This is a genomic window from Aeromonas sp. s13 (assembly GCF_040907905.1).
GTDB classification, from domain to species: domain Bacteria; phylum Pseudomonadota; class Gammaproteobacteria; order Enterobacterales; family Aeromonadaceae; genus Aeromonas; species Aeromonas veronii.
Map to the genome: position 1 here is coordinate 1 of NZ_JBFOCS010000047.1, position 23,016 is coordinate 23,016.

21 protein-coding genes are annotated in these 23,016 nt (G+C 60.0%); 11 read left to right on the forward strand and 10 right to left on the reverse strand.

Annotated features, from left to right (window positions below; genetic code table 11):
* Nucleotides 1-57: 57 nt before the first annotated feature.
* Nucleotides 58-438: a VOC family protein gene (locus tag AB5Y82_RS08415; RefSeq protein WP_368173866.1), complete on the reverse strand. Its 381-nt coding sequence runs from the start codon at nt 436-438 to the stop codon at nt 58-60.
* A gap of 582 nt (nt 439-1,020) precedes the next feature.
* Here AB5Y82_RS08415 and AB5Y82_RS08420 point away from each other — a divergent pair.
* Complete coding sequence (locus AB5Y82_RS08420; RefSeq protein WP_368173867.1) at nt 1,021-1,809, forward strand: DUF4189 domain-containing protein; 789 nt, start codon at nt 1,021-1,023, stop codon at nt 1,807-1,809.
* A gap of 77 nt (nt 1,810-1,886) precedes the next feature.
* Here AB5Y82_RS08420 and parC read toward each other — a convergent pair whose 3' ends face one another.
* The 6 genes from parC to nudF form a co-directional block, all read right to left on the reverse strand.
* Complete coding sequence (parC, locus tag AB5Y82_RS08425) at nt 1,887-4,181, reverse strand: DNA topoisomerase IV subunit A (protein ID WP_043826057.1); 2,295 nt, start codon at nt 4,179-4,181, stop codon at nt 1,887-1,889.
* 71 nt (nt 4,182-4,252) lie between these two features.
* The gene (gene parE, locus AB5Y82_RS08430) at nt 4,253-6,163 is read right to left on the reverse strand and encodes a DNA topoisomerase IV subunit B (RefSeq protein WP_368173868.1); all 1,911 of its coding nucleotides are present in this window, start codon (nt 6,161-6,163) and stop codon (nt 4,253-4,255) included.
* Between the two features lie 132 nt (nt 6,164-6,295).
* Complete coding sequence (locus AB5Y82_RS08435) at nt 6,296-6,883, reverse strand: YqiA/YcfP family alpha/beta fold hydrolase (RefSeq protein ID WP_111901448.1); 588 nt, start codon at nt 6,881-6,883, stop codon at nt 6,296-6,298.
* A gap of 12 nt (nt 6,884-6,895) precedes the next feature.
* Complete coding sequence (gene cpdA / locus AB5Y82_RS08440) at nt 6,896-7,714, reverse strand: 3',5'-cyclic-AMP phosphodiesterase (RefSeq protein WP_041202814.1); 819 nt, start codon at nt 7,712-7,714, stop codon at nt 6,896-6,898.
* Between the two features lie 22 nt (nt 7,715-7,736).
* Nucleotides 7,737-8,186: a DUF1249 domain-containing protein gene (locus tag AB5Y82_RS08445; protein WP_005335899.1), complete on the reverse strand. Its 450-nt coding sequence runs from the start codon at nt 8,184-8,186 to the stop codon at nt 7,737-7,739.
* A 1-nt stretch (nt 8,187) separates the two neighbouring features.
* Nucleotides 8,188-8,829, reverse strand: coding sequence for an ADP-ribose diphosphatase (gene nudF / locus AB5Y82_RS08450; RefSeq protein ID WP_064335385.1), 642 nt, complete (start codon nt 8,827-8,829; stop codon nt 8,188-8,190).
* A 312-nt stretch (nt 8,830-9,141) separates the two neighbouring features.
* Between nudF and tolC the strand changes: the two genes are divergently transcribed.
* Nucleotides 9,142-10,467, forward strand: a complete 1,326-nt coding sequence (gene tolC / locus AB5Y82_RS08455; protein ID WP_159144391.1) for an outer membrane channel protein TolC — start codon at nt 9,142-9,144, stop codon at nt 10,465-10,467.
* Nucleotides 10,468-10,583: 116 nt separating this feature from the next.
* Here the strand turns inward: tolC and hldE are convergent, their stop codons facing one another.
* Nucleotides 10,584-12,011, reverse strand: coding sequence for a bifunctional D-glycero-beta-D-manno-heptose-7-phosphate kinase/D-glycero-beta-D-manno-heptose 1-phosphate adenylyltransferase HldE (gene hldE / locus AB5Y82_RS08460; protein WP_005335903.1), 1,428 nt, complete (start codon nt 12,009-12,011; stop codon nt 10,584-10,586).
* Between the two features lie 204 nt (nt 12,012-12,215).
* On the opposite strand from hldE, the gene lpxL reads away from it, so the two are divergent.
* The 7 genes from lpxL (at nt 12,216) to AB5Y82_RS08495 (ending at nt 20,371) form a co-directional block, all read left to right on the forward strand.
* Nucleotides 12,216-13,139: an LpxL/LpxP family Kdo(2)-lipid IV(A) lauroyl/palmitoleoyl acyltransferase gene (gene lpxL, locus AB5Y82_RS08465; RefSeq protein WP_111901445.1), complete on the forward strand. Its 924-nt coding sequence runs from the start codon at nt 12,216-12,218 to the stop codon at nt 13,137-13,139.
* 611 nt (nt 13,140-13,750) lie between these two features.
* Complete coding sequence (locus AB5Y82_RS08470; RefSeq protein ID WP_111901444.1) at nt 13,751-15,673, forward strand: PTS mannitol transporter subunit IICBA; 1,923 nt, start codon at nt 13,751-13,753, stop codon at nt 15,671-15,673.
* Between the two features lie 37 nt (nt 15,674-15,710).
* Complete coding sequence (locus AB5Y82_RS08475) at nt 15,711-16,856, forward strand: mannitol-1-phosphate 5-dehydrogenase (protein ID WP_368173869.1); 1,146 nt, start codon at nt 15,711-15,713, stop codon at nt 16,854-16,856.
* Between the two features lie 133 nt (nt 16,857-16,989).
* Nucleotides 16,990-17,511 carry an MltR family transcriptional regulator gene (locus AB5Y82_RS08480; RefSeq protein WP_005335907.1) on the forward strand — a complete coding sequence of 174 codons (522 nt, stop codon included), beginning with the start codon at nt 16,990-16,992 and terminating at the stop codon, nt 17,509-17,511.
* Nucleotides 17,512-17,701: 190 nt separating this feature from the next.
* Complete coding sequence (locus AB5Y82_RS08485; RefSeq protein WP_111901442.1) at nt 17,702-19,489, forward strand: sodium:proton antiporter; 1,788 nt, start codon at nt 17,702-17,704, stop codon at nt 19,487-19,489.
* Complete coding sequence (locus AB5Y82_RS08490; protein ID WP_111901441.1) at nt 19,486-20,058, forward strand: DNA-J related domain-containing protein; 573 nt, start codon at nt 19,486-19,488, stop codon at nt 20,056-20,058. The genes AB5Y82_RS08485 and AB5Y82_RS08490 overlap by 4 nt, the downstream gene beginning before the upstream one ends.
* A 64-nt stretch (nt 20,059-20,122) precedes the next feature.
* Nucleotides 20,123-20,371 carry a hypothetical protein gene (locus AB5Y82_RS08495; RefSeq protein ID WP_005354919.1) on the forward strand — a complete coding sequence of 83 codons (249 nt, stop codon included), beginning with the start codon at nt 20,123-20,125 and terminating at the stop codon, nt 20,369-20,371.
* A 61-nt stretch (nt 20,372-20,432) separates the two neighbouring features.
* Here the strand turns inward: AB5Y82_RS08495 and AB5Y82_RS08500 are convergent, their stop codons facing one another.
* Both AB5Y82_RS08500 and zntB read right to left on the reverse strand, forming a co-directional pair.
* Nucleotides 20,433-20,945, reverse strand: a complete 513-nt coding sequence (locus AB5Y82_RS08500; protein ID WP_005354921.1) for a mechanosensitive ion channel domain-containing protein — start codon at nt 20,943-20,945, stop codon at nt 20,433-20,435.
* A 13-nt stretch (nt 20,946-20,958) separates the two neighbouring features.
* On the reverse strand, nt 20,959-21,924 hold the full coding sequence (gene zntB, locus AB5Y82_RS08505) for a zinc transporter ZntB (protein ID WP_005341467.1): 966 nt from the start codon (nt 21,922-21,924) through the stop codon (nt 20,959-20,961).
* Between the two features lie 140 nt (nt 21,925-22,064).
* Between zntB and AB5Y82_RS08510 the strand changes: the two genes are divergently transcribed.
* Nucleotides 22,065-22,514, forward strand: coding sequence for a YaiI/YqxD family protein (locus tag AB5Y82_RS08510; RefSeq protein ID WP_005335916.1), 450 nt, complete (start codon nt 22,065-22,067; stop codon nt 22,512-22,514).
* Nucleotides 22,515-22,639: 125 nt separating this feature from the next.
* On the forward strand, nt 22,640-23,016 hold a 377-nt coding region (locus AB5Y82_RS08515; protein WP_368173870.1), incomplete at its 3' end, for a metal-dependent hydrolase.

Here is a 23,016-nt window from a genome sequence, read left to right on the forward strand (position 1 = left end):
CCGCAATCATGGATTGCGGGGCCTCTGCTTTTGGTGGGATGGATCGTTTAGACTTCGCTAATCAGCGCAAATCGCCTTATCCAGCAAGGCAATCCGGTTACCTTCAGAATCCTGAAATTCGGCCACCTTGATGACTTCCCCCACCCGGGTCACGGGGTAAAGCAACCTGGCGCCCGCCGATAGCGCATCTGCCATCACCCGCTCAATATCGTTCACCGTCAGATAAATACGCGTGCCATCCAGACTCGGGACATAACTCTCCCCTCTGGCCAACGCACCAGAGCAGCCTTCGGCACCGTCAATAAGCGGAAATAGCGCCATTTCATTGCCATCGATCTCCATTCGTTCGAACTCGATATCAAAAATGGCAGAATAGAAGGCAATTGCTCGCTGCATATCCGTTACCGGAATCTCGAAATGCATCCCAATATTGACCATCGAACCCCTTCCTTGTTAGTTAGCGAAAGCGCCGTGCAGGCAGAATCATGCCCCCATTATTGCCATGAAGCCATCCATCAGATCCACGCAGACGGGTCAAAAGACCAGATGGTGCGCTGAGAAGCGCGATCTCGCAGGGGACAAGTGCATGCCAACCTTTGGCCCTAGTTGTCACGCCATACCAAAATGGCCGCGATCTCTTCTCCCTTCTCCCACTCTTTGCCATAGACAAGGGGAGAAGGGTCGAAGATGAGGGGGCAAACCATCGACAAGCAGCAGAGCGTTAAATCAAGCAGGTGCGCGTAGGGTCGATTAGCGAAGCGTAATCGTCCGCACCGCAATCCCGGTGGCGATGGACATAGAGAAGAGATCAGCTGGGGCACTAACAGAATAGCGGCAACCTGTTTTCGCGATCGTCGGACTACACTTCTATTTCAGACATACGTCCCTCTAAATACCTTTAAAAAATGGACTCCCTGATTTTTCTAAAAATGATGACGATCATAATTACATTCATTACTATAAATAAGATTTCCATTTCATAATCTTTTAAGCGACACATATAAATCACGAGGGGGTTGTATGTTTGGGGCTCTGAAAGCTCTTGCTGGCATAAAGTTGGCGGAAAGTTTTATTGACAATTGCGTAAGAGATAAAATCCCTTATCCAGAAATCGGTTCTATTGTATACTGTGACCTTGCATTTGGGCATGCAGAGCACTCTGGCATATATGTTGGAGGGAACGAGATTATCCACTTAAATAAAAAAGGTTGGATTGAATATGTAACTCCACAAGAATTTATATATGGAACTACTGCGATAAGTATCTATACATCATGTCGAAATGGCCAAGCCATTGGAGATAAATACGCTGCCGATAATGCGCGGCGGTTCGAAAAGAATGTATCTGTAAAAAACTACAATGTGTTACTTGATAACTGCCACATGTTTTCATCTGCTTGTATTTCAGGAATAATAAATAATAGCGATTCATTTTTATGGATGTTAAAACATACAGCAGAAAGTGAATTGTTGGCAAATGAGTGGCGAGTTTGGGATACATCGTCAAAATACGGGGCATTGGCACACTCTAAGTCAACTGGCGAATTTCATTATTCTTGGGGAGCAGGTTCAACTGAACAGGCAAAGCGCTTGGCATTAAAAAATGCATCCAATGATTCAGAAATCATCTGTTGGACTGGTGGAAGCAAGTGGATTGCTGTTGCAGCAAATGAAATAAATGTTGGCTGGGATTATGATGAGTCTAAGAAAACAGCTTGCGAAAAGGCCAGAAAAGCATGTGGTGACTCTGACGCAAAAATTATATTGTGCTACTCAACAGAAGATGGTTTTAATTATGAGCCATTATGAAACATTCTTTTTCCGACCCAAATAGTAGTTACAAAAAAACCATGTATGAAGGGCGCTTTCGCGCCCTTCTATATTAATTACCCTTCCTGATTTTCCCCGGCTACCGGTTCGGCTCCGGCAGCGGGTTCAATCTCGATGCGATCGACTCGCTGCAAACCGCGGGGCAGCTTGGCGCCACGGCGGCCACGCTCGCCGCGGTAGTAATCGAGATCGGACGGTTTGAGGGTCAGCTTGCGCTTGCCGGCAAACAGGGTGACCGACTGCCCCTGCGGGATGACGGCGGCCATCACCACAAACTCCTCTCGCGCCTTGACGCGAGCAGAGGGGATGCTGATGAGCTTGTTGCCCTTGCCCTTGCCAAGCACCGGCAGGGTGTTCATCGGGAACAGCAGCATGCGCCCCTCGTTGGAGATGGCCATGCAGAGATCGGTCTCCGGCGAGCCAATCTTCTGGGGTGCCATCACCAGACCCCCTTCCGGCACGGTGAGCAGCGCCTTGCCGTTCTTGTTCTTGCCGATGAGGTCGTCATAGGTGCAGACAAAGCCGTAACCGGCGTCGCTGGCGATCAGATACGGCTCGCCTTCGTTGCCCATCACCAGATGACGCACCTCTTCACCGGCACCCAGTGCAAAGCGGCCGGTGAGCGGCTCGCCCTGACTGCGGGCGGAGGGCAGAGTGTGCGCCTCCAGCGAGTAGGTGCGGCCAAAGCTCGACAGGAACACCGCCTGCTGGTTGCTGCGGCCAAAGGCGTGGGTGAGGTAGTTGTCCCCCGCCTTATAGGAGAGCCCCTCGACATCCACATCGTGGCCCTTGGCGGCGCGCACCCACCCCTTATCGGAGAGGATGACGGTGACCGGCTCGCTCGGCACCAGCTCTTTCTCGGTCAGCGCCACGGCGGTGGCACGCTCCACCAGCGGAGTGCGGCGATCGTCGCCGTACTTCTCGGCATCGGCCAGCAGCTCTTTCTTGAGCAGGGTGTTGAGACGACGCTCGGAGCCCAGGATCAGCTCCAGCTTGTCGCGCTCTTCGGCCAGTTCGTTCTGTTCGGCGCGCAGCTTGAACTCTTCGAGCTTGGCCAGATGGCGCAGTTTCAGCTCGAGGATCGCTTCGGCCTGGGTCTCGGTAATGTTGAAGCGCTCCACCATCACCTTGCCCGGCTCATCCTCGGTGCGGATGATCTCGATCACCTCGTCGATGTTGAGGTAGGCGATCAGCAAGCCTTCGAGGATATGCAGGCGAGCCAGCACCTTGTCGAGGCGGAACTGCAGACGGCGACGCACGGTCTCGCGGCGGAACTGGATCCACTCGCTGAGGATGGTCTTGAGGCACTTCACCTGCGGCCGGTTGTCGAGGCCGAGGATGTTGAGGTTGACCCGGTAGTTCTTCTCCAGATCCGTGGTGGCGAACAGGTGGGCCATCAGCCCCTCTACATCCACCCGGTTGGAGCGCGGTACGATCACCAGACGGGTCGGGTTCTCGTGGTCCGATTCATCGCGCAGATCGGTGACCATCGGCAGCTTTTTCGCCACCATCTGGGCGGCGATCTGCTCCATGATCTTGGCGCCGGAGGCCTGATGAGGCAGCGCTGTGATGACGATGTCGCCATCCTCCTCGCTCCAGACCGCCCGCTGCTTGATGGAGCCCTTGCCGGTCTCGTAGATTTTGCGGATATCGTCGCGCGGGGTGATGATCTCGGCATTGGTCGGGTAGTCCGGCCCTTGAATGTGCTGCATCAACACATCGAGCCCCGCATTGGGGTTGTCGAGCAGCTCGGCACAGGCGTAGGCCACTTCCCGCGCGTTGTGGGGCGGGATATCGGTCGCCATGCCCACCGCGATACCGGTCACCCCGTTGAGCAGGATGTGCGGCAGGCGGGCAGGCAGCACCACCGGCTCCTTCATGGTGCCGTCGAAGTTGGGCGTCCACTCCACCGTGCCTTGCCCCAGCTCGGAGAGCAGCAGCTCGGAGAAGCGCGACAGCCGCGCTTCGGTATAACGCATGGCGGCGAAGGATTTGGGATCGTCCGGCGCACCCCAGTTACCCTGACCGTCCACCAGTGGGTAGCGGTAGGAGAAGGGCTGGGCCATCAGCACCATGGCTTCATAACAGGCGCTGTCGCCGTGGGGGTGGTACTTACCCAGCACATCACCCACGGTACGGGCAGACTTCTTGTGCTTGGAGAGGGCCGACAGACCCAGCTCGCTCATGGCGTAGATGATGCGCCGCTGCACCGGTTTGAGGCCGTCGCCGATATGCGGCAAGGCCCGATCCATGATGACGTACATGGAGTAGTTCAAGTAAGCCTGTTCGGTAAAGGTGCGCATTGGCTGGCGCTCTACCCCGTCCAGACTGAGCTCGATAGCATCACTCATATGTTTTTCTCTTGCTATGGCGCGCCCCAGGAGGGCACGCCTGAAATGCGGGTCGGCAGGTGACCGACGGCTTAGATGATGGCGAGGTTGCCCTTCTCTTCGAGCCATTCGCGGCGATCGCTCGCCCGCTTCTTGGCCAGCAGCATGTCCATCAGCTGCAGGGTCTCGTCAGCCGCATCCCCTTCGCTCTCTCCTGCCGGCTCCATGGTGAGCTGCACCAGACGGCGGGTGTTGGGATCCATGGTGGTTTCCCGCAGCTGTTTCGGGTTCATCTCACCCAGGCCCTTGAATCGGGTCACCATCACCTTGCCCTTCTTCTTCTCGGCCTCGACCCGCTGCAGCACACCGTTCTTCTCGTCCTCGTCGAGGGCGTAGTAGACCTCTTTACCGATATCGATCCGATAGAGGGGCGGCATGGCGACGTAAACGTGCCCCTTCTCCACCAGCGTGCGGAAGTGCTTCACAAACAGGGCGCAGAGCAGGGTGGCGATGTGCAGACCGTCCGAGTCAGCATCCGCGAGGATGCACACCTTGCCGTAGCGCAGGCCGCTGAGATCCTCGGAGTCGGGGTCGAGCCCGATAGCGACCGAGATATCGTGCACTTCTTGTGAGGCGAGCACCTGACCAGCCTCCACCTCCCAGGTGTTCAGGATCTTGCCGCGCAGCGGCATGATGGCCTGAAACTCGCGATCCCGCGCCTGCTTGGCACTGCCGCCCGCGGAGTCACCCTCCACCAGAAACAGTTCGCCCTGCATGGGGTCGGCGCAGTTACAGTCGGTCAGCTTGCCGGGCAGCGCCGGGCCCTGGGTAATCTTCTTGCGCACCACCGTCTTGGCGGCGCGCATCCGGCGCTGGGCGCTGCTGATACAGATCTCGGCGATCTGCTCCGCCAGCTCGGTGTTGCTGTTCAGATAGAGGCTGAAGGCATCCTTCACTACGCCGGAGACAAACGCCGAGCTCTGGCGGGAGGAGAGGCGCTCCTTGGTCTGACCGGCAAACTGCGGATCCTGCATCTTGATGGAGAGGATGTAGGCGCAGCGATCCCAGATATCTTCCGGTGTCAGCTTGACCCCCCGCGGCAGCAGGTTGCGGAACTCGCAGAACTCGCGCATGGCGTCGAGCAGGCCCTGACGCAGGCCGTTGACGTGAGTACCACCCTGGGCGGTGGGAATGAGGTTCACATAGGATTCGGCGAGGCATTCGCCCCCTTCCGGCAACCAGCAGAGCGCCCAGTCCACCGCCGACTGCTCGGAGCTGAACGAGCCGATAAAGGGCTGCTCCGGCAGGCAGGTGTACTGCTTGACCGCGTCGACCAGATAATCCTTGAGGCCATCTTCGTAGCACCACTCCAGCTTGATGCCGGTGTTCTTGTCGAGGAACTTGATGGTGAGGCCGGGGCAGAGCACGGCCTTGGCTTTGAGCAGGTGCTCCAGCTTGGTGACCGAGAATTTGGGCGAATCGAAGTAGCTCGCCTGCGGCCAGAAGCGCACCCGGGTGCCGGTGTTGCGACGGCCGCAGGTACCGGTGATGGTCAGCTCCTGCACCTTCTCGCCACGCTCGAAGGCGATGTCATAGACCTGACCGTCGCGACGCACCGTCACCTCGACCCGATCGGAGAGGGCGTTTACGACCGAAATACCCACCCCGTGCAGACCGCCGGAGAACTGGTAGTTCTTGTTGGAGAATTTGCCGCCCGCGTGCAGCTTGCAGAGGATCAGCTCCACCCCGCTGACGCCCTCTTCCGGGTGGATATCGACCGGCATGCCGCGGCCGTCGTCGATCACTTCGAGGGACTGGTCTTCATGCAGGATCACCTCCAGACTGCGGGCGTGACCTGCCAGCGCTTCATCGACGCTGTTGTCGATGACCTCCTGGCCGAGGTGATTGGGCCGGGTGGTGTCGGTATACATGCCGGGGCGGCGACGCACCGGCTCAAGGCCATTGAGGACCTCAATGGCATCCGCATTGTATTGAGTAGACATGGAGGGCCTTGCGAATTGACGTTTGGAGGGAATCTTAACTGCTAGGCGGGGGTAGAACAAACTCCCCGCACCGAAAGCTTGATCTGGAGAAGAACAAGCAGGGCGAGACCGCCCTTATTGACTCAAACCTGACTATAACCCGAGGAAACGGATGATCTGGGCGGGGTAGCGCTCGAACGCCACAAAGGCGTGGTTGCCGCCGCACTCCAGCGAGAGGCGGGCAAAGCGGTATTCATCCAGCGCCTTGCGATAGTCGAGCACCTCATCTCCCTGCTGTTGCAGGATCCAGAGTCGCTCCGGCGCCGCCACCGGTACCGCCAGTGCCCGCAGCTCGTCCATATGTTGAGGCAGCAGTACATACTGCTCACCCGTATAGGGATTGGTCTGGGGGCCAAGGTAGTCACAGAGCAGCTCGTGCGGGCGCACCGCCGGATTGACCAGCGCCGCGCGGCAGCCGTACTGCTCGCTCACCCGGGTCGCCATAAAGCCACCGAGGGAGCTACCCACGGCGCCGAGCTTAAATTCACTGCCATAACGACGCTGCAGATCTGCGATGGTCTGCTCGATAGCCGCCCAGGCCGCCGCCGGCGTATTGGGCTGGGCCGGAATGATCACCTCGATGTCGGGCCGGTTGGCGGCCACCCAGGCAGCCATCTGCTGCGCCTTGGCGGAGCCCGGTGAGGAGTTGAAACCGTGCAGATAAAGGAGAACCGATTTCATGGAATGCGCTCCTCAATAACCGGTGGCGTTGGGGTCGGGTACAAACTGCCCCACCGGCAGGCGCCACACCTCGCTGGCCACCCGCCCATCCGGATAGAGGGTGAGATAGCGCCAGCCCGGGCCGGATTCATCCAGCGCGAAGCCGTCAGATAGCGGTTTGAACTGGATGCAGGTCGATGGGCTGGCAATCAGCCGCACCCCGCGGTGCACCTCGTCAAACTCCTGATGAACGTGGCCGAACAGGATGGTCTTCTGCTGCGGATGACGGGCCAGCACGGCGAACAGGTCATCGGCATTCTTGAGATTGTGCTGATCCAGCCAGGCGCAACCCACCGGCACCGCCTGATGGTGCAGGGTGATAAGAGCGTGGCGATCAGGATATTGACGCAGGGCACGGTCGAGGGCGGCCAGCTGGTGATCGCCAATCATGCCGTGGGGTTTGCCGCGCACCTGGGTGTCGAGCAGGATCACCTGCCAGTGGTCGCCCACCAGCTGTTTGGATTCGCTGATCCCGGCGGCATGGAGATATTCGGTCATCAGCGGGCTGTCATCGTGATTGCCCGGCAGCCAGTAGATGGGGCGGCCCAGGGGCGCCATCATGGAGGCGAAACGCTGATAGGATTCCGGGCTGTGATCCTGCGACAGATCGCCGGTCGCCAGAATCACCTCGTAGGGGTGTTCATTGGCCTGCACCTGTTCCAGCACGGCGGCCAGACTCTCTGCGGTGCGCACAGCCAACAGCCGCCCTTCGGCACTCGCGAAGAGGTGGGTGTCGGTAATTTGCAACAGGCGCACACTGCCGTCCTGCGCCTGGGGGAGCTCTGTTTCCAAAATCACGCTTCTTTTTATTTGTTCAACTGGAGATATTGATCGGGCTGGTACCATGTCTGAGACAAAATTTTAGCCATTCGGCCAGAAACAGATTTACCTGCTCCTTTTCGTCCCGCTGGTGCATCTTTTTATTGGGATAATCATAACGTGGTTGCAAACGGGAAATCTGTTGCGCTGCACACACTTCCGCCATCCGCACATCATGATACAAACGAATCTCTATCTGAGCTTGTAAATATTCGGGCAATTCGGGGTTGTGCTGGCTCAGGATCACCTGATTGGTGAAGCGACTCTCGCCAATGATGGTGAGCTGGAACTGCAGATCGTTGCCGACCCGATAGCGGCGCTCGGCTCCCACCTCCCCATCTGGCGGCAGCAGTTTCATCAACGCCATGTAGTTGACCTCGCAGGTACGCTGCAAGGACATCAGATCAGGCACATAGCGCCTGCTCTGTTGCAGGGTCAGCGCCACCTCAGCGATCCGCCAGCCAGCGGGCACGCAGCTCGCCATGGTTGAGGGCAAGCCACTGCAGGGCAATGACCGAGGCCGCATTGTCGATGCGTCCCTCTTTGAGCCAGGCGTAGGCCTGTTCGCGGCTCACCACGTGCACCCGGATATCCTCGCCTTCATCAGCCAGACCGTGCAGGCCGCTCGCCTTGCTGGCATCCACCTCGCCCACAAAGACCTCGATCCGCTCGGTGCTGCCGCCCGGGCTCACCAGATAGCTGATGGCATGCTCGCAGCGGGCAACCTCGATCCCGGCCTCTTCTACCGCTTCGCGACGCACCACTGCCTCGGCGGTCTCCCCTTCGTCAATGATGCCGGCCACCAGCTCCAGCAGCCAGGGGGTCGGGCTGGTCTCCATGGCGCCGATGCGGAACTGCTCCACCAGCACGATCTGGTCGCGCACTGGATCATAGGGCAGCAGCGCGGCAGCATGGCCCCGCTCGAACAGCTCGCGCACGATGGGCTGATTCCAGCCGCCAGCAAATAACCGATGCTGCAAACGATAGACATTCACCTTGAAGAAGCCGTTATATCCAGCTGATTTTTCAATGATTTTCACATCATCGGCGGCGTAATGCCGATCTTGCGGCAAGGGTTGCTGCGACATCCGGGGCTCCCGTCAGCTTGACTTGTATCAGTTTGACCATAAAATCCGAGGAACATGAATGAACGTTCATTCACTCGGCGTGCCATGGTGCCATGGTAATGAGGGGTGGATTTTAGCAGCCACAGACCATTTGGCTAGGCGCGCGGGGAGAAAACTGCGTCCGGTTCTTGACGTTCCCGTCACCGGACCTGAGACTCTTAGCATTAAATTTTGCTTATAGTAGAGTGATTAAGCTGCAATCAAGCTTGGTCGGTGACAATATTTGCCTCTCCAGCAACCAGTTTGGGTTACTACATAAGGTTAAAACGATCTATGAAAAGAACACTTTTGTCAGTCATGGTGTTGCTGGGCGTCAGTGCCGGTGCCCATGCCGAAAACCTGCTCGACATCTACAAGCAAGCCCAGATCAAAGACCCGCAGTTGCTGCAGTCCAAAGCCGTTCGCGACCAGGCCTTCGAGAAGATCAACGAATCCCGTGCCCCTCTGCTGCCCCAGATCGATCTGGGTGCCGGGCTCAATTATCTGCAAAACAAGAACGATACCCAGAGCAATACCAACGCCAAGGGTGAGGTGACGCTGTCGCAATCCCTCTATCGTCGCAGTAACTGGGTCAATCTGGATATCAGCGAGAAGCAGGCCACCCAGTCTGATGTCGCCTATAACCTCGAAATCCAGAACCTGATGGTGCGCACCGCCAAAGCCTACTTTGATGTGCTCAAGGCGATGGATACCCTGGAGTTCGTCCGTGCCAACAAGGTTGCCGTAGAGCGTCAGCTGGAGCAAACCCAGCAGCGTTTCGAAGTGGGCCTGACCGCCATCACCGACGTCCATGAAGCCGAAGCCTCCCGCGACCAGGCGCTGGCTGACGAGATCAATGCAGAAAACTCGCTGGACAACAGCTACGAGACCCTGCGCGAGCTGACCGGTATCGATCATCGCAATCTGGACGTGCTGAACACAGATCGTTTCAGCCCGCAGAAGACCGCCTTCGGCTCCGACAAGTGGCTGGAGCTGGCACTGGACAAAAACCTGCAACTGCACAGTGCCCGCATCAGCAAGGACATTGCCAAGGAGCAGATCGATCTGGCCAAAACCGGCCATGAGCCGACGCTGGATCTGGGTGCCGGACTGCAAACCAGCAATACCGATTACAAGCTGGATAGCATGCCGGGCGGCAATGACAATCAGGCCAATATCGGTCTGACCTTCAAGCTGCCCATCTACAGCGGTGGTGCTACCAGCGCCAAGGTGAAGCAGGCTCAATACAACTACGTAGCGGCCAGCGAACTGCTGGAGAAGAACTTCCGCTCGGTGCAGAGCACAGTGCGCTCCTCCTACAACAACGTGAACGCCAGCATCGGCTCGGTGCGCGCCTACAGCCAGTCTGTGGTCTCCGCCGACAGCGCCCTGAAGGCGACCGAAGCCGGTTACGAAGTGGGTACCCGTACCATCGTCGACGTGCTGGACTCCACTCGCAAGCTGTACGAGGCCAAGCAGAAGCTCTCCGAAGCCCGTTACAACTACATCCTCAATATCCTGAGCCTGAAACAGGCTGCCGGTATTCTGGAAGCGCAGGACCTGGTGGAAGTAAACCAGGGTCTGATGCCGGCTACCGCAAAAGCCAAGACCAAAGCCTGATAGCCGTTATCGGGAATGAAAAAGGCGACCGCAAGGTCGCCTTTTTGTTATCCGTATTTCGGTCGGATTGCAGCCGCCGATAGTGAGCCCCGCCAGATTGCGGGGCCAGCAGCGCGTTAGCCGCGCTCGCGGATCGTCTTGATGATGTCGGTGGTGGAGCAGCCATCCTCGAAGTTGAGAACGCGTACCTCGCCGCCGTTGGCAGTCACCTCGGCGTAACCGGCGATATCTTCCGGCTTGTAGTCACCGCCCTTGACCAGCAGATCCGGCAGGATCTCGGCGATCAGGCGCTGCGGGGTATCTTCACCAAATGGCACAACCCAGTCCACCGCGCCCAGCGCAGCCAGTACGGCCATGCGACGCTCGGTCGGGTTGACCGGACGACCCGGCCCTTTCAGGCGACGAACCGACTCGTCGGTATTGACCGCCACGATCAGGCGATCCCCCAGCTTGCCGGCGTTGGCCAGATAGGAGACATGGCCGGCGTGCAGGATGTCGAAGCAACCGTTGGTCATCACTACCTTCTCGCCGCGCAGACGGGCGGCACGAACCGCCACTTTCAGTTGGGCTTCAGACATGACGCCGAAGCCGGTCTCCTGCTCGGTGTAGAGGGCGTTGGCCAGCTCGACCGGACTGACGGTAGAGGTACCCAGCTTGCCGACCACGATACCGGCTGCGGTATTGGCCAGCGCACAGGCTTCGTCCAGGCTCTTGCCTGCCGCCAGCGAGGTGGCGAGGGTCGAGATGACGGTATCACCGGCACCGGTCACATCATAAACCTCGTGGGCCTGAGCTGGCAGATGCAGCTCTGGCTGACCTTCGCGGATCAGGGTCATGCCGTTCTCGGAACGGGTGACCAGCAGGGCATCCAGCTCGAAACGCTTGACCAGATCCAACCCCTTGGCGACCAGCTCCTCTTCGCTCTTCACCTTGCCTACCACAGCCTCGAACTCGGACATGTTGGGGGTCAGCAAGGTAGCGCCGCGGTACTTCTCGAAGTCGGTCCCCTTGGGGTCGACCAACACCGGAATACCGGCGGCACGGGCGCGCTGGATCATGCCGGGCACGTCGTTGAGAGCACCCTTGCCATAGTCGGAAAGGATCATCACGTCACTATTCGGCAGCGCCTGCTCCACCTTGCTCATCAGCAGGGTGGCATCGACGGAGTGGAAGGGCTCTTCAAAGTCCAGACGCAGCAGCTGCTGGTTGCGGGACAGCACCCGCAGCTTGGTGATAGTCGGGAAGTCGGCCAGACGAACGAAATCACAGGCCACCTTGACGCCAGCCATCTGACCGGCCAGGGCATCGGCCGCTTCATCCTGACCGGTCAGGCCAAGCAGCACGGCGTGAGCGCCAAGGGCGGCGGAGTTGAGGGCCACGTTGGCCGCGCCACCGGGACGCTCCTCAATGTGTTCAACCTTGACCACGGGCACCGGCGCCTCGGGGGAGATCCGACCGGTGGGGCCATGCCAGTAACGGTCCAACATGACATCGCCAACGACCAGAACGCGGGCTTTTTCAAAATCGGGCAGGGTGATCTTCATCTGTATCGACTCTCAAAACCTGAAAAATCAGCGGGCGATTTTATCACACTCTTTTATCCGGTGTAGAAAAAGCCGACCGCAGTTGCCGCCGCTGTCACGCTAACCGGACGCGGGTTACCCCTCTGACCAGCACACAGCCATTCGCCCCCGCCCCCCCTTTTCGGCTAGAATCCCCCGATTGTGTTTGCGAACAAGAGATTAGCCATGGCCCATGACAACGCTCCCCGCCTGGAGCCCCGCCTGTTTCATCCCCGTTACTGGGCCAGCTGGTTCGGCCTCGGCCTGCTCTGGCTGCTGACCCTGCTGCCGTGGCGTAGCCAGATGTGGCTGGGCCGTCAGCTCGGTCGTCTCGCCGCCAGGATATTGAAGTCCCGGGTCAAGATTGCCCGTCGCAATCTGGAGCTGGCGATGCCCGAACTGACCCGGGATGAGCGGGAGAAACTGCTTAAGGCAAACTTCGAGAGCGTGGGCTGCGCCGTGTTCGAGGTGGGGATCGCCTGGTTCTGGCCAGACTGGCGGATGCGCAACCTGATGAGGGTGGAAGGGGAAGAGCACGTCATCGCCGCCATGGAAAAAGGTCAGGGCATGCTGCTGCTCTCCTGCCACTTCCTGACGCTGGAACTCAACGCCCGCTGTTTCGGGCTGGTTCGCCCCGGCGTGGGGGTCTATCGCCCCAACACCAATCCGGTGCTGGAGTATGCCCAGTATCACGGTCGCTGCGCCTCCAACAAATATCTGGTAGACCGGATGGATGTGAAGGGGATGATCAAGGCGCTGCGCAACGGCGACGCCCTCTGGTACGCGCCGGATCACGACTACGGCAGCCACGCCAGCGTGTTCGTGCCTTACTTCGCGGTGGAGCAGGCCGCCACCATCACCGGCACCGCCACACTGGCGCGGGTGAAGAACACCGTCACCCTCCCCTGCTACAACATCCGCACCAGAGAGGGTTACACCCTGCATATCGGGGCACCGCTCGCCGACTACCCCAGCGGTGACGACATGGTCGATGCCGCCCGCGCCAACCGCGAGATTGAAGCCGCTGTGCGCAAGGCGCCGGAGCAGTACATGTGGCTCCATCGCCGCTTCAAGACCCGCCCCTCCCCCGAGGATGCCGGTTTCTACTAAACCGCAGCCCCCGACAGGGGATAGCTCGTAAAAACCGACAAACCGCCTGCTGGCGGTTTGTTTTTATCTGCTAAGCAAGCTCCCCGAACATCTGCCGCTCGATAACATCCTGCATGTTGGCGCCCATTCCCATCAATCAGCCGCAAAAGAGCCCTCATCACCGACCGTAAAAACTGAAAGCGGGTTACAAATTTATTGATTCATTGGTAAGCAATGGAGTGTTGCGATAGATCCATCGTCACTACCCACTGATGAGTAATTGAGTGATTTGTCCCATTCGAATACAAAAATTGAATTTGTGACAAAAGTCACTATTCAACAAGAGAGCCACAAAACAACTTTAGTGATTTGAGTCACAAAAAATGACCATTCAAAACAGAAAATATCGAAATGTAGCCGAATTACAGCTCTCGAACGTGATCAGGATCACTAGTTTTGGAGGGGGTATCGCTGGGTATCTGAGAACTGGATCACAAGACACCCCGTTTTCAGCCTAATTTGATATCAAGCTGGTAGATTGAAGTTGCTTAGACGACCGGGATGGCGGTTCGGCAAAACCGGCCATCCCGACTACCACTTTTAATCAAACAGGCTTAAAACGGGGTCCCGACATGTTATCACCGGATACCAAAGTCAAGATACAGAATTTTGGACGCTTCCTGTCCAATATGGTCATGCCCAACATAGGCGCCTTTATCGCCTGGGGCTTTATTACCGCCCTCTTCATCCCCACCGGCTGGCTGCCCAATGAAACCTTGGCCAAGCTGGTCGGCCCCATGATCACCTACCTGCTGCCGCTGCTGATTGGCTACACCGGCGGCAAACTGATGGGCGGTGAGCGCGGCGGCGTGGTCGGTGCCATCACCACCATGGGTGTCATCGTGGGAACCGATATCCCCATGTTCATGGGCGCCATGATGGTCGGCCCGCTCGGTGGCTGGGCCATCAAGCGCTTCGACAAGGCGATGGACGGTCGCGTCAAGAGCGGCTTCGAGATGCTGGTCAACAACTTCTCCGCCGGCCTTATCGGCATGCTGCTGGCCATCCTCGCCTTCTTCGTGATTGGCCCCTTCGTCAAGGTGCTCTCCGGCCTGCTTGCCGGTGGCGTCGGCTTCCTGGTAGAAAACCACATGCTGCCGCTCACCTCCATCTTCGTCGAACCGGCCAAGATCCTGTTCCTCAACAACGCCATTAACCACGGCATCTTCTCGCCGCTGGGGATCCAGCAGGCGACCGAGCACGGCAGCTCTATCTTCTTCCTGATTGAAGCGAACCCGGGCCCGGGCATGGGCGTGCTGCTGGCCTACATGGTGTTCGGTCGTGGTGCGGCCAAGCAGTCCGCGGCTGGCGCCTCAATCATTCACTTCTTCGGCGGCATCCACGAGATCTACTTCCCGTATGTGCTGATGAACCCGCGCCTCATTCTGGCGGTGATCGCCGGTGGCATGACCGGGGTCTTTACCCTGACCCTGTTCAACGCCGGTCTGGTCTCCCCTGCCTCACCGGGTTCCATCTTCGCCGTGTTGTTGATGACGCCGAAAGCCTCCCTGATCGGGGTCGCCCTCTCCATCATCAGCGCCACTCTGGTCTCCTTCCTGGTCGCCGCCGTATTCGTTCGCGCCCAGCAGCCGGAAGCGGACGAGGCTGATGCCCTCGGTGAAGCCACTCGCAAGATGAAAGCCATGAAGGGCGGCAAGCCCGAAACCGCAACGGCCAAGAAGCCGGGCGGCGAACTGATGGCGGTACGCAATATTGTGGTCGCCTGCGATGCGGGCATGGGCTCCAGCGCCATGGGCGCCGGCCTGCTGCGCAAGCGGGTACAGGCCGCCGGGCTCGATATCAGCGTCACCAACCGCGCCATCGATCAGCTCGACGATCAGGTGGACTGGGTCATCACTCACAAGGATCTGACCGAGCGGGCCCGTCGCCATGCGCCGAACGCTCACCATATTTCCCTGACCAACTTCCTCGACAACGGCCTCTATCAGGAGCTGGTACAGAGCCTGAGCCGCGCCGCCAACGATGATGTCGCCAACCCGCAACTGTTGGTGGCCGCCAACGACGACAGCTACGAGCCACAAGCTGCCGAAGTCTTTACCCTGAGCCGTCATGACGTGCATCTGGGACTGAAAGCAGAGAACAAGGAGGCCGCCATCCTGACCGCAGGCCGACTGCTGGCAGAGCGCGGCTATGTGGCGCCCGACTACGTCAACGCCATGCTGGAGCGTGAACAGCTGGTCTCCACCTACCTCGGCGAATCCATCGCCGTGCCTCACGGCACTATCGCCGCCAAAGAGTTTGTGAAGCGCACCGGCATCGTCATCTGCCAGTACCCGGCCGGGGTCGCCTTTGGCGAGGCTGCCGATGAGGTAGCGCGGCTGGTGATCGGCATCGCCGCCCGCAACGACGAACACATGCAGGTGATAACCCGCCTGACCAATGCACTGGATGAACCCGGTCTCATCGACCGGCTGGCCAGCACCACGGATCCCCAGGCCTTCCTGGATCTGCTGGGTGCCGAACAGGCTGCGTAATCATCTTTCATCGTCTTTGGTTCAAGAGGTTAATATCATGAAAACATTGCATTTTGGTGCTGGTAACATCGGTCGCGGCTTTATCGGTAAAGTGCTGGCGGATGCCAGCCATCAGGTCACCTTCGCCGACGTCAACGACACCCTGATCGACCAGCTCAACCACCGCCAGGAGTACAAGGTCCATGTGGTGGGAGCGGATCAGAAGCTGGACGTGGTGCGCAACGTGGCGGCGGTAAGCTCCGCCGGTCACGAGGTGATCGCCCGCATCATCACCGCCGATCTGGTCACCACGGCTGTAGGCCCCAACATTCTGGACAAGATTGCCAGCACCCTGGCCAAGGGGCTGCAGGCCCGTTTCGATGCCGGCAACCTGACCCCGCTCAACGTCATCGCCTGCGAAAACATGGTGCGCGGCACCAGCCACCTCAAGCGGGAGGTACTCAAGTACCTCCCGGTCGCGTATCATGCCACGCTCGAATCCTGTATCGGCTTCGTCGACTCGGCGGTGGATCGCATCGTGCCGCCCGCCGCGGCTGCCAACGATGACCCGCTTGAAGTGACGGTAGAGAGCTTCAGCGAGTGGATCGTCGACCAGACCCAGTTCAAGGGGGAGCTGCCACAGGTGGCGGGCATGGAGCCCACCGATAACCTGATGGCCTTCGTCGAGCGCAAGCTGTTCACCCTCAACACTGGCCACATCGTCACCGCCTATCTCGGCAAGCTGCGGGGCTACCGCACAGTGCGCGAGGCGATCGAGGATCCGGTGATCCGCAGCAAGGTGCGCCGCGCCATGGAGGAGAGCGGTGCCGTGCTGGTGAAACGCTACGGCTTCGACCCGCGCCTGCACGCCGCCTACATCGAGAAGATCCTGGCCCGCTTCGCCAACCCCTATCTGGTGGACGAGATTGACCGGGTCGGTCGTCAGCCACTGCGCAAGCTGGCGGCGGGGGATCGACTGGTGAAGCCGCTGCTCGGCACCCTGGAGTACGGCCTGCCCAACGAGCAATTGCAGGAAGGGATCGCCGCGGCGCTCCACTATCGCAATGCAGATGACCCGCAGGCGGTGGAGTTGCAAGCCCTGCTGGCGGAGCTTGGCCCGGCCAACGCGCTGGCCCGCGTCACTGGACTGGATGAAGAGAGCGAAGTGGTTCGCGCCATCGTCGCCCGTTACGAAACCCTGTAATGACCCTGCTTGCGGCGCATTCAGCCACCACTGATAGCGCGCCAAGCGCTTGAATGGCAAGGGAATGTGCCCCATATGATAAAAACCGGGAGAGAGGCCCACTCTCTCCCTGTCAGCTGGACCCAATGCACCTATGACCACACACCAGGAAGATGAAGTACTGGAACGACTGAATGAGCAGGATGGCCCCCGCGGCTTCTTTCTCGAAGCCGTGACCATCCTGGAAGAGGCGGTCGACTCCCTGATGCGACGCGCGTTCCGTCAGGAGGAGTATGCCGTCAAATACGCCATCGAACCCCTGCTCAACCAGAGCGGCCCCCTCGGCCAGCTGGAGGTGCGCCTCAAGCTCATCTTCGCCCTCGGCCTCATCTCACTCGAGCGCTATCAGGATATCGAAGCCTATATCAAGATCCGCGACTTTCTGGTGCGCGACCCCAAGGATTACCGCTTCAGCGACAAACCGATCCGCGACCTGCTCGACCGCCTGCACGGGGTCAATCAGGGCGGCATGATGAAGCTGGAGCCCCCCGCCAGCGAAGAGGATTGGGCCTTCTACCAGATGCAGCTCAACCGGCTCGATCAGATGGTGCGCTCCGCACTGGTACTGGCGCTGGCCGACTGCGTCGGCGAGCTCCACAAGGAGAGCCCCATCTAATCCGGCCCCGAGGCCACACCATCACCACGGTTGGCGTCTGGCTGGCGCCCTGCACACCACCGCCAGCCACCATGACGCCGACTGTCGCACATCTCCCCATCCCGGCCATGACGCACGCTCCTTCCGGTGTCAATCTGACCAACTTAGCCACTACACTAGCTCCATACTCACTGCCTGAATCGAGGTCTGCATGATTGCCCTCTCTCTGGCCGGGATCGCCCTGGTCTCCGTGCTGGCCCAATGGATCGCCTGGTCGCTGCGGGTGCCCGCCATCTTGTTTCTGCTGCTCACCGGCCTGACTCTGGGCCCGGTCAGCGGCCTGCTCGACCCCGATGCCCTGCTCGGGGATCTGCTGTTTCCGCTGGTCTCCCTGTCGGTGGCCATCATCCTGTTCGAGGGGGCACTGACCCTCCATCTGGCCGAGCTCAAGGGGATCGGCAAGGTGGTGCGCAATCTCTGCTCCACCGGCATGCTGGTCAGTTTCGCCGTCATCGGCAGCGCCGGTTACTTCCTGCTGGGGCTGGACTGGCGGGTCGCCACCATGCTCGGCGCGGTACTGGTGGTAACGGGCCCGACGGTGATCGCCCCCATGCTCAACGTGATCCGCCCCACCCGGGAGGTGGACCGCATCCTGCGCTGGGAGGGGATCGTCATCGACCCTATCGGCGCCCTGTTTGCGGTGCTGGTGTTCGAGGCGGTGCGCCTCGGCAGTCAGGGGGATCTCATCAGCCATACCCTGCTGGCGCTGGGCAAGACAGTGCTGGTCGGTTCCCTGATCGGGGTGGCGGCAGGCTGGCTCACCACCCTGCTCATTCGCAAGGACTGGCTACCGGTCAGCCTGCACAAGTTCGGCGTGCTGGCGCTGGTGCTGGTCACCTTCAGCTTCTCCAACTGGCTGAGCCACGAGTCCGGCCTGCTGGCGGTGACCGTGTTCGGCATCTGGCTCGCCAATCAGGAGGGGCTGGATCTGGAAGAGGTGCTGGCGTTCAAGGAGGATCTCGCGGTCATCCTTATCTCCAGCCTGTTTATCCTGCTGGCGGCCCGCCTCGATCTGGCACAGCTCTGGCAGCTCGGCCCCATGGTGCTGGCGCTGCTGTGCGTGGTGCAGTTTGTGGCGCGCCCGCTCTGTATTCTGGTCTCGACCTGGGGCTCGGATCTCTCCTGGCGAGCTCGCGCCCTGCTGAGCTGGATCGCCCCGCGCGGCATAGTCGCGGCGGCGGTCAGTGCCTCGTTCGCCATCAGCCTGCATCAGGCCGAGATCCCCGATGCCGACAAGCTGGTGCCACTGGTGTTTGCGGTGATCATCTCCACCGTGGTGTTGCAGAGCCTCACCTCGGCACCGCTGGCCAGCCTGCTCAAGATGCGCCAGAGCGCCCCCAACACCTGGCTCATCATAGGGGCCAACTCGGTGGCGCGGGCCATAGGCCGGGCGCTGGCGGATCAGGGTGTGCCGGTACAGCTCTGCGATCCCGCCTGGGAGTTCTGCAAACAGGCGCGGATGAGCAACCTCCCCTGCTATTTCGGCAACCCCCAGTCGGAACATGCCGAGCTGCACCTGCCGCTTACCAGCATCAGTACCGTGCTGGCGCTCTCCCCCAACCGCCACAACAACGCCCTCGGGGTGCTGCACTTTGCCCACCTCTACGGCGAGGAGCAGGTCTACTCCCTGCGCTCCAGCGAGCAGCACGGCAAGGCCAACCGGGAGAGCGCCACCTTTCGCGCTCGCCAGAACCTGTTCGGCCCCGACATCAACTATGCCCGGCTGAGCGGCCTGCTGAGCCGGGGTGGCCAGATCAAGGCGACCCGCCTGAGCGAGGCGTTCGACTGGGCCCAGTATCAGACCGCCAATCCCGGCGCCATCCCGCTGTTCATCATGGATGGCAAGGGCAAGCCCCAGATCGTTACCGGCCCCGTCACCCCGCAGGCGGGTGAGCTGCTGATCGCCCTGCAACCGCCCAGAGAACAGGGCGCCGAATGAGCGAAGCCAACCACAATCCGCTGATCGCCCCTCTGCTGGTGCTATTGCAACAGGCGGCGGGCAGCTACAAGGTGCATGAACTGATGGCTGATCTGCGCCAGCAGGGGGCAATTCCGGTACTGGCCGACGATGAGCAACTGCAGTTGTTTCGGGTCAACTTCCTGATCATGAACGCCCTCTACCAGCTGCAGGCCGAGCTTTATGAAGAGGGTTGGTGGCTGGTGATCAGCACCCTGGATATCCGGCTCGAACCACTGGTCGGGAGCTCGGAGGCCAGTCACGGCTTTGCCCTTAGCGAAAATCTGCGTAGCTACTATCTAGACTGGCAGGTGTTCTGGCAGACCGATCGTGCCGAAGTTGAGGCCCTGCTCAACCGCTTCTGGCGCGCTTATGACGGTGAGGGGCACAAAGCCGAGGCGCTGGCCCTGTTCGAGTTGAATGAAGGGGCGAGTCAGGAGGCAATCCGCCGCCGCTGGCGGGAGCTGGCATTGCAGCACCATCCGGATCGGGGCGGCAATGCCGAGACCTTTATCCGCATCCGCTGGGCATGGGAGGTCCTGCGGGGATGATCCCGTTGCCGCATATAAAGGGCAGGCATAGACTGGAGCTGGATATTCCCCACAGGAGAGCATCATGACAGTCAGTGAACTTCGTAAGCTCTATCAGCAACAGATCCTGCAAGAGGCCGAAATACTCCACGACGTGGCCATTCCCGGCTGGATCATCGAATTCAGAGGCAAGGATGGCGCCCTCTACGAGCTGACCGACACCCTCGGCTGCCCGGTCAGTTTCGGCACCGTCGAGCAGGCCCGCGAACATCTGCATCAGGTGGCCGACTGCCCGGTTCAGGTGGAGCACCTCTACCGCTTCTTCGAACGCTAGCCCCACCCACCACACACTAAAAAGGCTCCCGAGGGAGCCTTTTTGTTATTCCGGTTGCTTTCTATTCCGGTTGCAGCGGTTCCGCCACCTTGCCCTCCAGCTTTCTTACCGGCTTTTGCAGGATCAGGTTGGCCGGATAGGTGACCAGATCGCCGTTGTCATCACGCACCCGCACATAGAAGAGGCCAATCTCGGTGATGACGCCGGTGACCGAATCATCCTTGTCGAGGATGCGGATCCGGTCGCCAATCTTGTAGGGGAAGGCGAAGAAGATGGTGATGCTGGCGGTGATGTTGGAGAGGATCGACCACTGGGCCACCATGGCGACCCCCAATACTGCAAAGAAGGAGGAGGCGAGCACCACCAGTCGGGAGAAGTCGAGCCCCCACACCCCGGCCAGCACCAGCAGGGTGGCGCAGCCGAGCAGGAAGTGGAACACATGGGCCACGTAGAGCACCCGGTTCTCGCTCACCTGCCTGCTCTGACCGAGCGCCAGCAGACTCTTGTGAATAAGCCGCCGGATCAGGGTATGCCCCAGCAACAGCAGCAGGGTCAGACCAATTGATTGCCACATGGGTTATGCCTCCTTACCACCAGCGCCGATGTTTGAGCCAGATAGCCAGCCCGCTTGCCAGCGCCACCAGCGAACCGCAGAAGACCCAGAAGGCGGTCGGATTCTCGGCCCCGGGGATACCGCCGAGGTTGATGCCAAACAGACCGGTCAGGAAGCTGGCAGGTAAAAAGAGCAGTGCCATCACCGACATCTGGTAGGCGCGGCGGTTAGTCGCCTCCGCCATCAGATTGTTGATCTCGTCTGCCAGCACAGCGGTGCGCGCTACTCCGGCATCGAGGTCGTCGAGCCAGCGCCGCAGCCGATCGGCGATATCGAGCAGACGACGGCGGTCATCCTCATCCAGCCAGCTGATCTTCTCGTTGGCCAGCCGCGCCACCAGATCCCGCTGGGGGGAGAGGTAGCGGCGGATCATGATGAGCTGCTTGCGGATCAGCGCCAAGCGGCCATTGGCGGGCATATCGCGCATCAGCACCATCTCCTCCAGATCGAGGATCTTGTCGTGCAGCTCCTCGACAAACTCCCCCGCCCGATCGGTCAGGGCATCGCAGATCTCCACCAGCCAGTCGGCCGGGGTATCGGCGCCACCACCCAGCTTGAGCTGGTTGAAGACATCCTGTTCGGAGAGCAGCGGACGACGACGGCTGCTGATGATGAGATCCGGGGTGATGAAAATACGCAGCGCCACCATCTCTTCGGGCCTGTGATCCTTGTTGTGGTTGATGCCACGCAGGATCAGCAGCACCGTCTCCCCCATCCGTACCAGCTTGGGACGATTGCTCTGGCCGAGCAGCGACTCCCTGGCCGCCTCGCTGAGCAAGGGGGTCTGCAACAGCCAGCGTGCCGAATCGGGATTGCCGTAATCCAGATGCAGCCAGCCGGGATGCGCCGCCGGGACTTCACTTCCCGCCGTCAGCGGCGCCATGCCACCCTTGCCATCCAGAGTCAGGGCATAAATCACTTCACCGGGCACCCGATCCATCTCGTCTCCTTCTCGTTTCATGTGCTGGCCCCAGCTTACACCAAAGGTTGGGCCGACTCAGCCCCGCGCCGGGAAGGGGAGGCCTGTGTTAACATGGCCGCACTCGTTTTCCATCCGCTTTCACTACAGGAAACCATGCCATGCCCATCTGGGTTGATGCCGATGCCTGCCCCATTCCGGTCAAGGAGATCCTCTACCGCGCCGCCCACCGCGCCCAGGTCGTCACCACCCTGGTGGCCAATCAGGGATTGCGGGTGCCCCCCTCGCCTTTCATCAAAACCCAGCAGGTGGAAAAGGGATTCGATGTGGCAGATCATGTCATCGCCCAGCAGGTTCAGCCCGGCGATCTGGTGATCACCGGTGATATCCCCCTCGCCTCCTGGGTGATCGATGCCGGTGGCGAGGCACTCAATCCCCGCGGCGAGATCTACACCCGCGAGACCATCAAGGCGCGGCTCGGCATGCGCAACTTTATGGAAGAGTTGCGTTCAGCCGGCGTGCAGACCGGCGGCCCGGCCCCCTTCAATGCCGCCGACAAACAGCGTTTTGCCAACGCCCTCGACAAGTGGCTGGTCAAAGGCAAGCTGTAAAGAGACCCTAAAGGCGCCCTGCTTGGGCGCTTTTTCGCCGTAACATCCTGATTTTTAAAATAAGAGCTGACCACAACCGTCAGGCTGGTAAGATGCGCCGCCATCTTGTCCACGCCGTAATCATCATGACCGCCCAAGGGCACCTGCTCTTCTCCGTTACCTGCACCCTGATCGCCCATAAACTGCAGCTCACTCCGGCACTGGCCGATGCCAGCCTGTGGCAGACCATCCCTGCCGCGCTGGCCAGCGCCCTGTTGCCCGACCTCGACCACCCCAAATCGGTGCTGGGGCAGCGCCTGCCGTGGATCTCGAAACCTCTGTCGCGGCTGTTCGGCCATCGCGGCTTCACCCACAGTCTGCTGGCGGTCGCCGCCGCTATCTGGGGGCTGAACCAGAGCCTGCCGCCGGACACCCTGCCCATGGGGGTCAAGGATGCACTCATCGTCGGCTACCTCAGCCACCTTTTGGGGGATTGGCTCACCCCGGCGGGCATTCCGTTCTT

Coding starts and splice junctions, on each gene's coding strand:
- AB5Y82_RS08415 (WP_368173866.1), bottom strand. CDS start 438: ATGGTCAATATTGGGATGCATTTCGAGATTCCGGTAACGGATATGCAG.
- AB5Y82_RS08420 (WP_368173867.1), top strand. CDS start 1,021: ATGTTTGGGGCTCTGAAAGCTCTTGCTGGCATAAAGTTGGCGGAAAGT.
- parC (WP_043826057.1), bottom strand. CDS start 4,181: ATGAGTGATGCTATCGAGCTCAGTCTGGACGGGGTAGAGCGCCAGCCA.
- parE (WP_368173868.1), bottom strand. CDS start 6,163: ATGTCTACTCAATACAATGCGGATGCCATTGAGGTCCTCAATGGCCTT.
- AB5Y82_RS08435 (WP_111901448.1), bottom strand. CDS start 6,883: ATGAAATCGGTTCTCCTTTATCTGCACGGTTTCAACTCCTCACCGGGC.
- nudF (WP_064335385.1), bottom strand. CDS start 8,829: ATGTCGCAGCAACCCTTGCCGCAAGATCGGCATTACGCCGCCGATGAT.
- tolC (WP_159144391.1), top strand. CDS start 9,142: ATGAAAAGAACACTTTTGTCAGTCATGGTGTTGCTGGGCGTCAGTGCC.
- hldE (WP_005335903.1), bottom strand. CDS start 12,011: ATGAAGATCACCCTGCCCGATTTTGAAAAAGCCCGCGTTCTGGTCGTT.
- lpxL (WP_111901445.1), top strand. CDS start 12,216: ATGGCCCATGACAACGCTCCCCGCCTGGAGCCCCGCCTGTTTCATCCC.
- AB5Y82_RS08470 (WP_111901444.1), top strand. CDS start 13,751: ATGTTATCACCGGATACCAAAGTCAAGATACAGAATTTTGGACGCTTC.
- AB5Y82_RS08475 (WP_368173869.1), top strand. CDS start 15,711: ATGAAAACATTGCATTTTGGTGCTGGTAACATCGGTCGCGGCTTTATC.
- AB5Y82_RS08480 (WP_005335907.1), top strand. CDS start 16,990: ATGACCACACACCAGGAAGATGAAGTACTGGAACGACTGAATGAGCAG.
- AB5Y82_RS08485 (WP_111901442.1), top strand. CDS start 17,702: ATGATTGCCCTCTCTCTGGCCGGGATCGCCCTGGTCTCCGTGCTGGCC.
- AB5Y82_RS08490 (WP_111901441.1), top strand. CDS start 19,486: ATGAGCGAAGCCAACCACAATCCGCTGATCGCCCCTCTGCTGGTGCTA.
- AB5Y82_RS08495 (WP_005354919.1), top strand. CDS start 20,123: ATGACAGTCAGTGAACTTCGTAAGCTCTATCAGCAACAGATCCTGCAA.
- AB5Y82_RS08500 (WP_005354921.1), bottom strand. CDS start 20,945: ATGTGGCAATCAATTGGTCTGACCCTGCTGCTGTTGCTGGGGCATACC.
- zntB (WP_005341467.1), bottom strand. CDS start 21,924: ATGGATCGGGTGCCCGGTGAAGTGATTTATGCCCTGACTCTGGATGGC.
- AB5Y82_RS08510 (WP_005335916.1), top strand. CDS start 22,065: ATGCCCATCTGGGTTGATGCCGATGCCTGCCCCATTCCGGTCAAGGAG.